Raw genomic sequence first — 13,397 nt, 5'->3', positions numbered from 1 at the left:
GTAAAGAGTGGGTTTCCCCACTCTTCTGCATCAAGAATCTATCCTCATCATTGCCACAAAAATTATATCATAATCGCATAAACGTGACAAGAAATGATTTCTAGTCATCCCGAATGATAACAATTGGCAATCTAATGATTAAAACAAGGAGAGTTGGTTAGATTCAGGCAAACCTCTAAAGCAGCCCATACCGTTCAACACTTCAATAATTGTCTTGGACGCTTTGGATTTCATCTGGAAATCCTCAATCGACAGGAATTCGCCGTCGTTGCGCGCTGCCGCGATATTGCGGGCCGCATTGTCGCCGATGCCAGCGATGGCAGCGAATGGCGGAATCAATGATTCGCCGTCCACCTGAAACTTGATCGCATCGGAACGGTACAGATCGATCGGCTTGAATGAGAAGCCCCGCGCCGTCATCTCCAGCGACATCTCCAACTGCGACACCATGCTCTTCTCCTTCGGAGTCGCGTTGAAGCCCTTCGCCTCGATCTCAATCAGCTTGCGAAGAATCGCATCGTACCCTTGACACAGCAGCTCCAAATCAAAATCGTCCGCACGCACCGTGAAGTAAGTCGCATAATAATGGATCGGATAATAAAGCTTGAAGAAGGCTGTCCGCACCGCAGAAATAACATAGGCAGCGGCGTGAGCCTTCGGGAACATGTATTCGATGCGAAGGCATGAATCAATATACCACTGCGGCACCTTGCAGCGCTTCATCTCGTCGATCCATTCTTGCGTCAAACCTTTACCTTTACGCACGCTTTCCGTAATCTTAAAGGCAAGCCCTGCATCCATTCCTGCTTTGTAAATCAAATAAAGCATGATGTCGTCACGACAGCCGATAACGGTTTTGATGTTGCATGTTCCGTTTTTGATCAACTCTTGAGCATTGCCGAGCCATACACCGGTTCCATGCGATAATCCCGAAATCTGAAGCAAATCCGCAAAGGAAGACGGCTGCGTCTCTTGAAGCATCTGGCGAACGAACTTGGTTCCCATCTCAGGAACGCCGTAGGTCGCAACGGAAGACTTGATCTTCTCCGCTGACACCTCAATCGCAGCAGTTGAGTTGAACATGCTCATGACTTTAGGATCATTCATCGGAATGGTCGTCGGATCGACTCCGGTCAAATCCTGCAGCATTCTCATCATGGTGGGATCATCGTGTCCCAGTATATCAAGCTTCAACAGATTCTCGTCGAAGGCATGGTAATCGAAGTGGGTTGTTTTCCACTCCGCGTTCGTATCATCAGCCGGGTATTGCACCGGCGTAACATCCTCAACCTCAATATAGTCGGGGACAACTACGATGCCGCCGGGATGTTGACCTGTACTCCGCTTGACGCCGGTACAGCCGCTTGCGAGTCTTGCAAGTTCCGCGCCGCGCCATTTCTTCTGATGCTCTTCCTCGTATTTCTTGGCAAACCCATAGGCTGTCTTCTCCGCAACAGTGCCGATCGTACCTGCGCGAAACACGCTTTTCTCGCCGAAAAGCTCTTTTGTGTAGTTATGCGCAATGGGCTGATATTCCCCGGAAAAGTTCAAGTCGATATCGGGAACTTTATCTCCCTTGAAACCAAGGAACGTCTCGAACGGAATATCTTGGCCTTCGCCTTTCATCGGCTTGCCGCAATTCGGGCAGTCCTTGCTTGGCAAGTCGAAGCCGCTTGGCACGCTGCCGTCGAGGAACCACTCGCTGTTCCGACATTCCGAATTCAGGCATAAGTAATGCGCTGGCAGCGGATTAACCTCGGAGATACCGAGAAACGTAGCCACGACTGAAGAGCCTACGGAACCCCGAGAGCCGACCAAATAACCATCACGGTTGGACTTTTTGACCAGCTTCTCGGAGATCAGATAGTTGGCGGAGAATTTGAACTTGATAATCGGAACCAGTTCCTTCTCCAGTCTGTCGATCACGACCTGAGGAAGATCGTCTCCATACATAGACTTTGCAGTCTCGTAGCATGTATGGCGAATCTCTTCGTCAGCCCCATCGATATTCGGCGTGAACAGTTCCCTCGGAAACATATCATACGACTCGAATCGATCGGCAATTTCCGAAGTATTCGTAATCACAACCTGTCTAGCCCTTGCCTCGCCAAGGAAGGCAAATTCCTGAAGCATCTCTTCCGTTGTACGGAAATGAGCATCTGGCTTGCGTTGTGCTTTAAGCGGGCTGAAGCCGGTAATGCCGTGAATCGTAATATCTCTGTACATTTTATCTCTAGGATTCAAATAATGCACATTGCCCGTCGCAATAACGGGCTTGCCAAGCTCATCGGCAATCTCGCAGATGCGCCGCATCGCGCCTTCGATCTCCGCACGGCTGCCGACGAGCCCTTTATCGACAAGATGCATGTAGAAGTCGATCGGCTGAATTTCCAGCACATCGTAAAATCCCGCAACTTCCGTCGCTTCCTCTTGCGATTTATTAAGAACAGACTCAAAAAACTCGCCCTTTTCGCAGCCGGAAATGACCAATAAGCCTTCGCGCAGCTCAACCAGCTTGGTTCTCGGAATCGTTGCCACTCGTTTAAAATGTTGGGTATGAGATAATGAGATCAATTTGAATAAGTTTTTTTTGCCTACTGCGTTCATAGCGTAAATGTTGCAATGGAATGGCCTTGCGTTCGATAAATCCAGTCCTACATAATCGTTCAGCTGATGCAAATCCTTAATGTTGCGCTCTGCCGCATGTCCAATCAGTCCATACAGCACACCGCCGAGTGCCACGGAGTCGTCAACGGCTCGGTGATGGTTTTCCAGACTGATCTTATATTTGTCAGACAGCGTATTGAGCCGATGATTCTTCATCGTCGGATGGATAAATCGGGCAAGCTCCAGCGTATCCAGCACGGGATTAGTTACCTCCGGCAAACCCAACGACTTGCAATTGGCCTGGATAAAGCCAATATCGAATCTGGCGTTGTGCGCAACCAGAATATCGTCCCCGATAAACGCGATAAACTCGCGCAGCTTCGGCGCAAGTTCCGGTGCATCCTTGACCATGTCATCATTAATATTCGTCAACTGCTGAATATGATAAGGAATTTTCTCATGCGGATTAATGAAGGTAGAGAAGCGATCAATCTCTTTGCCATCCTGCATTTTCACGCCGGCAAGTTCGATAATTTTGTTGTTCACGACAGAGAGCCCCGTCGTCTCAATATCGAATACGATGTACGTGGCAGTCGCAAGTGGATCGGGTCTTGAGTTCAACACCATCGGAACTGCGTCATTGACAACATTCGCTTCCAGACCGAACAACACTTTCATGCCATGCTTCTTGGCAGCCTTCACCGCATCCGGGTAGCATTGTATGTTGCTGTGATCCGTTACAGCGATAGCCTTATGGCCCCATTTTGCCGCCATCTTCACATATTCACCGATTGGCGTGACGGCATCCATCGTGCTCATCGTCGTATGAAGATGGAACTCGACGCGCTTCTCCTCAGCCTTGTCCGCCCGCTCCGGTGGAGAATTAACCTCATGAAGGTCATTCGGCATCATGACAAGCTCAGGCTCCTGCATGAACCGGTCGTACTCAATTCTGCCGCGCGCTTTGATCCACTTGCCGTTCGCCAGCTGCGACAAAACCTTCACATCGTCTTTCGTTTTCGCGAACATCTTCATCGCGATGGAATCGGAGAAATCCGTAACATTGAAGGTGAATAGCGTGCTGCCGTTGCGAAGCTCCTTCATATCCAGGCCGAATACTGTGCCTTGCACCGTAATCTTCTTCTCTTCATCCTGAATGTTCATAAGCGGTACGGCTTCTTCACGAATATCATAACCAACCGCAAGACGGACAACCTCTTCGCCATTGTCCTCGCCCGCAGCCGATTCTACCATTGCATCAGCCATCAGCTGCTGAACAGCATCGCGCTCTTCTTGCATCTTTTTTTGCTGAAACTCTTCATAAACCTCTTGCCTTTGCTCCCCTACGGCAAGCTTGACCTGGCAGTCCCGATCAAAGTAAGTTTTGTAAAAAGAGGCAACAGCATCGTCCACTTTCTTCTTCTTTGCCAGCTCAAGCCCGGTCGAGTCCAGCAACGATATATGAATACTGTTACCTTGCGCCTCGATCGAAGCCTTCTGCAGCCAACCATTAACCGAAGCAATTTCCCGTTGGGCCCACTCGATGAAGAGCGGCCAATATTGCATCACGATATTTTCCGTCTCGACAATGGAATCGTATTGAAATACAAAGGTTACAGCGGCAATATGCTCAAACTTCATCCTGACGGCTTGGCAAAGTCCGTTATAGGCTTGTAAAGGAACCATGGACGTCTTGCGGATGCAAAACGTCCATTCGCGGTTGCTGTTGCTCACAACAACCTGATCTATATAACCATCTTGAAAATACGTATGAATAAGTTCTTGCGGCAGCCCCGCTTGCTGCAATAGCAGCTCGAAGCGCTGTCGCTTGTTACCGGTTAGGCTCATCACAATCAGCTCCTGTCGATCCGAACCGAAAACCCTATTCAGTTCTTAATAAGCGCGTGCAAAGACGACGGTATGTTTGGCTTCGTCTCCGCATACAAGGCAAGAGGACTTGTGGACGGAAGGCTCGAACGGAATATTGCGGCTAGTCGCACCCGTCTCTTCTTTCACTTGTTTCTCACATGCCGCGGAACCACACCATCCAGCTTCAACAAAGCCGCGCTGCTCTTCCAGGAACGCCTTCATCTCATCCAGCGTATCGACCGTACGCGAATTCTCCTCGCGGAACGCTTTCGCCCGGTTGAACATTTCCTGATGGGTTTCCTCCAGCATCGCTTCTACTTCCGCGACCAGGTTATCCTGCTTCACGTTTCGCTTCTCGCCCGTAATACGGGATACAAGGACAACTACACCGTTCTCCATATCGCGAGGTCCAAGCTCAAGTCTGACCGGTACACCGCGCATCTCGTATTCATTGAACTTCCAGCCCGGGCTCACATCGGAGCGATCGTCTACGCGCACGCGCACGCCGGCTTTCTTCAGCTCGGCAAACAGCTCATCCACACGTCCTACGACTTGATCACGCATCTTCGCCGGTCCAATCGGAATCATAATCACTTGAGTCGGCGCTACCTTCGGAGGAAGCGCCAGACCGCGGTCATCACCGTGAACCATAATAAGCGCGCCGATCAGACGCGTGCTGACCCCCCACGAAGTGGTGTGCGCGAATTGAAGCGTATTTTCACGGTCCAGATATTTAATGTCGAACGCAATCGCGAATTTATTGCCGAGGTAGTGCGACGTTCCCGCTTGCACTGCTTTTCCGTCCTTCATCATCGCTTCGATCGAATAAGTGTCTACCGCTCCCGCGAAACGCTCAGAAGGTGTCTTCTCGCCCTTGATAACCGGAATAGCGAGGAAATCCTCTACGAAGCTTGTATACACATCAAGCATTTGCATCGTTTCTTGACGTGCCTCTTCCTCTGTCTCATGGGCCGTATGGCCTTCCTGCCACAGAAATTCGCTTGTCCGAAGGAACGGCAGCGTACGTTTCTCCCAACGGACGACATTGGCCCATTGGTTGATCAATACAGGAAGATCGCGATAGGATTGAATCCATTTGGCATACATATGGCCAATCATCGTCTCGGATGTCGGACGAATCGCCAGACGCTCTTCCAGCTTCTCTCCTGCAGCTTCCGTTACCCACGGAAGCTCCGGATTAAAGCCCTCGACGTGCTCCTTCTCCTTCTGGAAGAAGCTCTCGGGAATGAAGAGCGGGAAATAGGCGTTGCGATGCCCCGTTTCCTTGAAGCGGCGATCCAGATCACGCTGAATATTCTCCCACAGCTCATAGCCTTCCGGACGAAAGACGATACAACCGCGCACTGGTGAATAATCCATTAGCTCCGCTTTTTTAATAACATCAATATACCATCTCGAGAAATCTTCGCTTTGCGGCGTAATTTCCGTTACAAATCCTTTATCCTTTGACATGAGCGACAGACTACTCCCCTCGAACTAATCGTAAAATATCATTATAGGTGACAACCAGCATTAGCAGCATCAACATCGCAAAACCGACGAAATGCACCATGCTCTCTTTGTTCGGATCAATCGGTTTTCTTCTAATGGCCTCCAGGCCAATGAAAATCAGCCTACTGCCATCCAGCGCCGGAATCGGCAGCAAATTGAAGATGCCCAGATACAGGCTTAGCAATGCCGTCCAGGACGTGAGGTATACAATCCCTTTACGCGCAATCTCCGCCGTCATATCAGCGGTTCTGACTGGACCGCCTAAATCCTCAAGCTTGAATTGACCTGTAACCAGCATTTTAAAGCTCTCGAATATAAACCTCGTTGAATTTTCCATCAATGTAGCAGCATTTGTTAGCGTCTCGCCAAATGTAGCAGATCGCATAGGCTTAGTAGCGCTAATACCGACTTTGCCGACGCCTGCTTCATTTTCCCTCGGTGTAACGTTGATCGTATGTATCTGACCGTCCCTGTTCACAATCATTTCGACCGGAGCACCTGGAGACTTACCAATAATATCGATCATACGTTCCAAATCCGCACCGATTTTAATGCCGTTTACGGATTCCACCACATCGCCTTTTTTCAGATCTACTCCGGCTGCGGGCATTTTCTCCTCAATGGAGCTTATGATCAGCTTATCCGGATTCTCTACTGGCACACCTACCATTTGAGCATACACGGCGTAGAGCACGAATGCCAGAATAAAATTCATCATCGGACCGGCAAATATCGCCATCGCTTTCTTGCCGACGGACTTGCTGCCGAAATGCCTGTCAATCGGCGCGATCTGTGTGTCTCTGCCCTTGGAAATAACAAGCGCTTGCGGATGAACGTCGTATTGTTCGGACTCTCCTTCTACAAGCAAGGATATCGATAATTTGCGTTCCAGATCAACGTCTTCTACCTCTCCGCGAACGGTTCCTGTCCGCTCATCCAGACGATCCAGAAAAATGCGCGTGACCTGATTATCCTTTATCCGAAGGGCAACTGTCTGCCCTGGCTGCACTTCAACGATCTCAGGATCTTCTCCCGCCATCCTGACAAAGCCGCCTGCCGGTATGAGCCGCAGTGTGTATCTGGTTTCGCCGCGTTTGACAGAAAGAAGCTTCGGACCGAAGCCAATTGCAAATTCCCTGACGAGAATACCCGCCCGCTTGGCAAAAAAGTAATGTCCCCATTCATGTATCGTCACAATGACGAAAAATACGAGCACAGTCGATAATACGACCTGTATCATCCCCATAGACGTGTTGCCTCCTGTTCGTTACGGCCTGTACATAGATTATCATTATTCTCCCGCCCGATACAAGAGAACCACTTTTTCGGCAGGGTCAGACCGTCGCGGCTAACCCGCGAGCCCATTCGTCCACTTCCGCAATGGTCTGCAAATCATGGACATCACATACATGATGGCGCTCTACTACCGTTTCCAGAACCCGCTCGATATCCAGGAAGGAAATCTCCCTGTTCAGGAAGCGTGCTACTGCCACTTCGTTCGCCGCATTATATACCGTCGGTGCCGACTGGCCCAGACGTCCACAATCGAATGCCAATCTGAGGCAAGGAAAACGCTCGTAGTCCATCTCTCTAAAGTGAAGCTTCCCAATCTGGGCTAGGCTAAGTCGTTCGGTAGGTGTAGGAATCCGCTCCGGATACGTCAGTGCGTATTGAATCGGTACTCGCATATCCGGCATACCTAGCTGAGCGACGATGCTATGGTCCCTGAATTCAACAAATGAATGAATAATACTTTCCGGATGGATAAGTACGCTTACTTGATCGTAGTCTAAGCCGAAGAGCCACTTGGCTTCAATGACTTCAAGTCCCTTGTTCACCATTGTAGCCGAGTCGATCGTAATTTTTGCTCCCATTGACCAGTTGGGATGCTTGAGCGCATCCTCTACCGTGACATCTGCCAGTTCTGCTCGTGTGCGATCGCGGAACGAACCCCCGGAGGCTGTCAGTGTAATGCCGAGCACATCATCCTGTCTCTCACCATTCAAACATTGATAGATGGCCGAGTGTTCGGAATCGATCGGCAAGACCGACACGCCGCGTTCCTTAGCGCGCTGCATGACAATATGACCCGCTGTGACAAGCGTTTCTTTGTTCGCGAGACCAATGGTTTTGCCAGCTTGAATAGCCGCTAGTGTAGCAGGCAGCCCTCTGCTGCCTATTATGGCCGTCACTACAGTATCCGCATCCGTTCCCGCAGCTACTTCGATCAGCCCTTCTTCTCCATAGGTGACTCTCGTCCCCTCCGGCAAGTAGGACCGTGCCTGTTCCGCAAGCTCTTTGGTAGCCAGACTGACCAAAGCAGGCCTGAACTCCTTCGCTTGCTCGATGACCAAGTCTACATTGCTGCCAGCAGACAAGCCAACGATGCAGAAGCGGTCCGGCTGATGCCTGACAATATCTAGCGTTTGTGTACCGATGGACCCTGTTGAGCCTAATAGCGCTATTTTCTTCAACTAAAGTACCTCCAAGTTAACCTGGGATAAGCTCCGTCAGCACTAATAGCGGAAATACAATCAACCAGCTGTCACAGCGGTCAAGCACACCGCCATGGCCGGGAAGCAAATTGCCCGTATCTTTAATGTCTCTCACGCGCTTATATGCGGATTGGATAAGGTCACCGAATTGTCCGGCGATCGCCGCAATGATACCAATCAGCAACGCTCTCCCAATACTAGCTGTATCTGGTCCTAGAAGGGCGAATACAACGGCTACAGCCAAGGACAACACAATACCCCCAACCGCGCCTTCAATGGTCTTATTTGGACTAATGGAAGGCCAGAGCTTCGTCTTGCCGATCGCTCGTCCGGTGAAATAAGCGCCAATATCGGAAGCCCATATACATCCGAAGGAAAGAAACGTCCAGAACAAGCCATGCTCGCCCATATCGCGTACCTCGATCATCGCTGCAAATCCATAACCCACATATAAGGCGCCAAGCAGCATGAGCGAAGCGCCGTCTATCGTCGTTTTGTTCTTGGTAACAACCGTGACGGCAAGCAGAAGAAACGCCAGCATCCATAAAACCGTAAGTGGCGAAGGCATGCCAATACCCCACGCCTTCCACGGAAGAACGAAGTACAGCACCCCGGCGAAGCCAAGCAACGCGGTTGGGTGAAACGGGGAAACCCCGTTCATACGGGTATATTCATAAAATCCGATAATAGCAAGCAGCACCAGCAATCCTGTGTAGTAAGCTCCGCCCAAGAGAGCCAAAGCGACAAATACTGCGCCTGCAATCACACCTGTAATCAATCGTTGTTTCAATGCCAAGTCACACTCCGTCGTTTGATGCTATAATCCCCCGTATCTCCGAGCCCGCCGTTGATAAGTTTCAATGGCTTCATGGAAATGCTTCTCCGTGAATTCAGGCCAATACACATCCGTAAACCAAAACTCGCTGTACGCCAGCTGCCAGAGCATGAAGTTGCTTAACCGCAGCTCGCCGCTTGTACGAATCAGTAAATCAGGATCTGGAATGTCGCATGTAAGCAACCGGCTCGACATGACATCTTCATCGATATCCTCTGCATCCAGCTTGCCATTTTTCACGTCCAACGCAATATGTTTGATCGCGTCCAACATTTCAATGCGGCTGCCGTAATTAAGAGCAAAGTTAAGGACAAGTCCCGTATTGCCAGCTGTCTTGCTCACTGCTTCTTCCAAAGCATGTATCGTATGGGAGGGCAAGTTATCCCTAGATCCCATCATACGTACTTGTACATTGTTAGCAATCAACTCGTCCAGCTCTATCTCCAGAAACTGCTGCGGAAGTTTCATCAGAAAATCGACTTCCGCTTTTGGACGCTTCCAATTTTCCGTAGAAAATGCATACATCGTTAAGTATTTTATCCCCAGCCGATCCGCCGCAATCGTAATGCGCTTGACTGTCTTCATCCCGGAATGATGACCCGCCATTCGCGGCAATCCGCGTTTCTTGGCCCATCGTCCGTTCCCATCCATAATAATGGCAACATGCGTAGGCACATTACCCTCTTCCATTGAAGCCGGCTTCGGTGCGATTGATCCGCTTAGTTTAGCCCAAAGTCGCTTGATCATCTAGCTTCCTCCCAACCGATAAGAACAATTCTCTATCGGAGTACTTCAAGGATGAGCCCAGGACCCATCCCTTTTGGTATGATCAATAAAAACGTAACCCCACCTATCGGAGGGGCTTGGCGTTAATTAAACTTCCATTATTTCTTTTTCTTTGGAAGAGAGAACTTTTTCGACTTCAGCAATATACTTGTCAGTCGCTTTCTGAATATCGTCCTGATGGCGACGGGATTCGTCTTCGGAAATATCTGTTTTCTCCAGCTTCTTCACATCATCGTTTGCGTCGCGGCGAATGTTACGGATCGCTACCTTCGCTTCTTCACCGAATTTTTTCGATGTTTTTACCAGCTCGGCGCGGCGCTCTTCGGTAAGAGGCGGTACGGAGATGCGAATAGCCAGTCCGTCATTGGATGGCGTAAGTCCCAGATCCGATTTCAGGATTGCCTTCTCGATGGCTGACAGGGATGATTTGTCCCAAGGCTGAATCATCAGAGTCCGAGAATCCGGTGTATTGATGTTCGCAAGCTGATTCAGCGGTGTTTGCGCACCATAATATTCAACTTGGATACGGTCCATCAGTGCCGGGCTTGCTTTGCCCGCGCGAAGTGTGGATAGATCGCGTCTTAGAGCGCCGATCGCTTTTTCCATACGGTCTTCTGCACTTTTCTTAATCGCCTGTGGCATATTATTTAGCACTTCCTTTCACAATCGTGCCGATCTTCTCTCCCAGCACGACCCGTTTAATATTTCCGTTCTCTGTTATGGAGAATACGATTAGCGGGATGTTGTTGTCCATGCAAAGTGACGAAGCGGTCGAATCCATAACACCCAGATTGCGGTTAAGCATGTCCAGATAGGTAAGCTCTTCGAACTTCTCGGCATTTTCGTCCTTGAATGGATCGGCGGAATATACGCCATCTACTTTGTTTTTCGCCATCAGAATCACTTCAGCCTCGATCTCCGCTGCACGGAGAGCTGCTGTCGTATCTGTGGAGAAGAACGGGTTGCCTGTGCCGGCTGCGAAGATGACGACGCGGCCTTTCTCCAGGTGACGAATGGCACGGCGTCTAATATAAGGCTCGGCGATTTGCTGCATGGCAATCGAAGTTTGTACACGGGTTGGCACATCAATCTGCTCCAATGCGTCTTGAAGAGCTAGCGAATTCATGACGGTAGCCAGCATGCCCATGTAATCCGCTGTTGCGCGGTCGATGCCTTTGGCTGAGCCGGCTATGCCTCTCCAGATGTTGCCGCCGCCTACAACAATAGCGACTTCTACACCAAGATCGATGACTTCCTTCACTTGATTGGCGATGGACGAGATGACGGAAGCTTCAATGCCGTAACCTTCTTGGCCTGATAGTGATTCGCCGCTCACCTTCAAGACGATGCGTTTAAATACTGGATGTTCCAACGTAATTACCTCCATCATGCACCCCGCAAGCGAGGACACTCTTTTTTATTCCCTGTTAGCTAGTATTGTTCGATAGGCCATTTATAGAAAAGAAGGCGGGGCGGACGCCCCGCCCCGCCTGTGCGTTCGGATTACAGTTTCGCTTGAGCCATAACTTCTTCAACGAAGTTGTCGACTTTTTTCTCAAGGCCTTCGCCCAGCTCATAACGAACGAAGCGACGGATCGTAATATTTTCACCAATTTTGCTGATTTTTTCGTTCAGCAGGTTGGAGATCGTTTTGTCTGGATCTTTAATGAAGGATTGCTCAAGCAAGCAATATTCTTCATAGTATTTCGAAATACGGCCTTCAACCATTTTTTCAACGATTTTTTCAGGCTTGCCTTCGTTAAGAGCTTGGTTTTTAAGAATTTCTTTTTCTTTTTCGATTTCGTCACCCGGTACTTCTTCACGACGAACGAATTTCGGATTAGCTGCTGCGATTTGCATCGCGATATCTCTAGCAAATTCACGGAATTGATCCGTTTTTGCAACAAAGTCTGTCTCGCAGTTTACTTCAACCAGCACGCCGATACGGCCGCCAGCATGGATGTAAGATTCAACTACGCCCTCAGTCGCGATGCGTCCAGCTTTGTTCGCTGCCGCAGATAGACCTTTCTCACGAAGCAATGCGATCGCTTTTTCTACGTCGCCGCCTGTCTCGTCCAGCGCTTTTTTGCAATCGAGCATACCTGCTCCTGTTCTCTCACGAAGTTCCTTTACCGCGCTTGCACTAACTGCCATGAATAACCCTCCTAAAAGTTTACATCGGAATTTTGTTCAAAAAAAGGGTAGTGAGAGGTTTGCACCATCTGACCACCCTTTGTTGTTACGAAATTATGTTATACTTTTGCAATTTAGGCTGTCGTTTGCTCGCCTTGGTTCGCTTCGATAATTGCATCAGCCATTTTAGCTGTAAGAAGCTTAACTGCACGGATGGCATCGTCGTTACCAGGGATAACGTAGTCGATTTCGTCCGGATCGCAGTTTGTATCAACGATACCTACGATTGGGATACCCAATTTGCGAGCTTCAGCTACTGCAATGCGCTCTTTGCGCGGATCGATAATGAACAACGCGCTTGGCAGGCCCTTCATGCCTTTGATGCCGCCCAAGAATTTCTCAAGACGGTCTTTTTCTTTGCGAAGAATGATAACTTCTTTCTTAGGAAGAACTTCGAACGTGCCGTCCTCTTCCCACTTCTCAAGCTGTTTCAAACGGTCGATACGCTTTTGAATGGTTTGGAAATTCGTCAGCGTGCCACCCAACCAGCGTTGGTTGATGTAGAAGTTGCCGCAACGCTCTGCTTCTTCTTTAACCGAATCTTGAGCTTGCTTCTTCGTGCCGACGAACAGCATAGTGCCGCCTTCAGCCGCTACGGATTTAACAAAGTTGTAAGCCTCGTCAACTTTCTTAACCGTTTTTTGCAAGTCGATAATGTAAATTCCGTTTCTTTCTGTGAAGATATAACGATCCATCTTCGGGTTCCAACGACGAGTCTGGTGACCGAAGTGTACCCCAGCTTCTAGAAGCTGTTTCATGGAAATAACCGCCATTCTTCAACACCTCCTGTAATGGTTATTGTGTGTCCCTCCGCTAGATCGCGCCTTCCGACAAAACTTTCGCCAGGCAAAAGCACCATTGACGGAATTGATCTGCGTGTGATTTTAACACCGTCATTTAATATATCATAGATAACTTGTCCATGCAAGAACACTTTGCCATTTCCGTCATAGGTGCATGTTCAAAAAGTCCGGTTTTCAGCACATGAGCTTATGCTTCCGATGATGCGTTTTTTTTAAAACGCCGCAGAAGACGGGATGAAGCCAGGAAATGAGGAGCGTAGCATAGCGGAGGCTACGTGAGCACCGGAGGTTTCGGCT

At 49.4% G+C, this 13,397-nt stretch carries 10 protein-coding genes; all 10 read right to left on the bottom strand.

Translation table 11 applies throughout. The features are described from left to right. Positions 1-138: 138 nt before the first annotated feature. The 10 genes from DX130_RS05770 to rpsB all read right to left on the bottom strand — a co-directional run bounded on the left by DX130_RS05770 (position 139) and on the right by rpsB (position 13,070). Positions 139-4,455 carry a PolC-type DNA polymerase III gene (locus DX130_RS05770; protein ID WP_116043547.1) on the bottom strand — a complete coding sequence of 1,439 codons (4,317 nt, stop codon included), beginning with the start codon at positions 4,453-4,455 and terminating at the stop codon, positions 139-141. A 45-nt stretch (positions 4,456-4,500) separates the two neighbouring features. Next, positions 4,501-5,949, bottom strand: a complete 1,449-nt coding sequence (gene proS / locus DX130_RS05765) for a proline--tRNA ligase (protein ID WP_116043545.1) — start codon at positions 5,947-5,949, stop codon at positions 4,501-4,503. 10 nt (positions 5,950-5,959) lie between these two features. After that, on the bottom strand, positions 5,960-7,234 hold the full coding sequence (gene rseP / locus DX130_RS05760; RefSeq protein WP_116043544.1) for an RIP metalloprotease RseP: 1,275 nt from the start codon (positions 7,232-7,234) through the stop codon (positions 5,960-5,962). Positions 7,235-7,322: 88 nt separating this feature from the next. After that, positions 7,323-8,462 carry a 1-deoxy-D-xylulose-5-phosphate reductoisomerase gene (locus tag DX130_RS05755; protein ID WP_116043542.1) on the bottom strand — a complete coding sequence of 380 codons (1,140 nt, stop codon included), beginning with the start codon at positions 8,460-8,462 and terminating at the stop codon, positions 7,323-7,325. 16 nt (positions 8,463-8,478) lie between these two features. Beyond that, positions 8,479-9,273 (bottom strand): phosphatidate cytidylyltransferase, encoded by a 795-nt coding sequence (locus DX130_RS05750; RefSeq protein WP_116045760.1) that lies wholly within the window; start codon positions 9,271-9,273, stop codon positions 8,479-8,481. Between the two features lie 27 nt (positions 9,274-9,300). Then, positions 9,301-10,065 (bottom strand): isoprenyl transferase, encoded by a 765-nt coding sequence (locus DX130_RS05745; protein ID WP_116043541.1) that lies wholly within the window; start codon positions 10,063-10,065, stop codon positions 9,301-9,303. A 126-nt stretch (positions 10,066-10,191) separates the two neighbouring features. Next, a complete protein-coding gene (gene frr, locus DX130_RS05740) occupies positions 10,192-10,746 on the bottom strand; it encodes a ribosome recycling factor (RefSeq protein WP_116043539.1) in 555 nt (184 codons plus the stop codon). A gap of 1 nt (position 10,747) precedes the next feature. After that, positions 10,748-11,476, bottom strand: a complete 729-nt coding sequence (gene pyrH / locus DX130_RS05735; protein WP_116043538.1) for a UMP kinase — start codon at positions 11,474-11,476, stop codon at positions 10,748-10,750. Positions 11,477-11,607: 131 nt separating this feature from the next. Continuing rightward, positions 11,608-12,258, bottom strand: coding sequence for a translation elongation factor Ts (gene tsf / locus DX130_RS05730; protein WP_116043536.1), 651 nt, complete (start codon positions 12,256-12,258; stop codon positions 11,608-11,610). Positions 12,259-12,371: 113 nt separating this feature from the next. After that, positions 12,372-13,070, bottom strand: a complete 699-nt coding sequence (rpsB, locus tag DX130_RS05725) for a 30S ribosomal protein S2 (RefSeq protein WP_116043535.1) — start codon at positions 13,068-13,070, stop codon at positions 12,372-12,374. Positions 13,071-13,397 lie beyond the last annotated feature (327 nt).

Origin of the sequence: Paenibacillus paeoniae, assembly GCF_003388735.1 — a bacterium.
In the GTDB taxonomy this organism is placed as follows: domain Bacteria; phylum Bacillota; class Bacilli; order Paenibacillales; family Paenibacillaceae; genus Pristimantibacillus; species Pristimantibacillus paeoniae.
The sequence above is the reverse complement of the archived record's forward strand: the minus strand, read 5'-3'. Positions and strand labels throughout refer to the sequence as shown.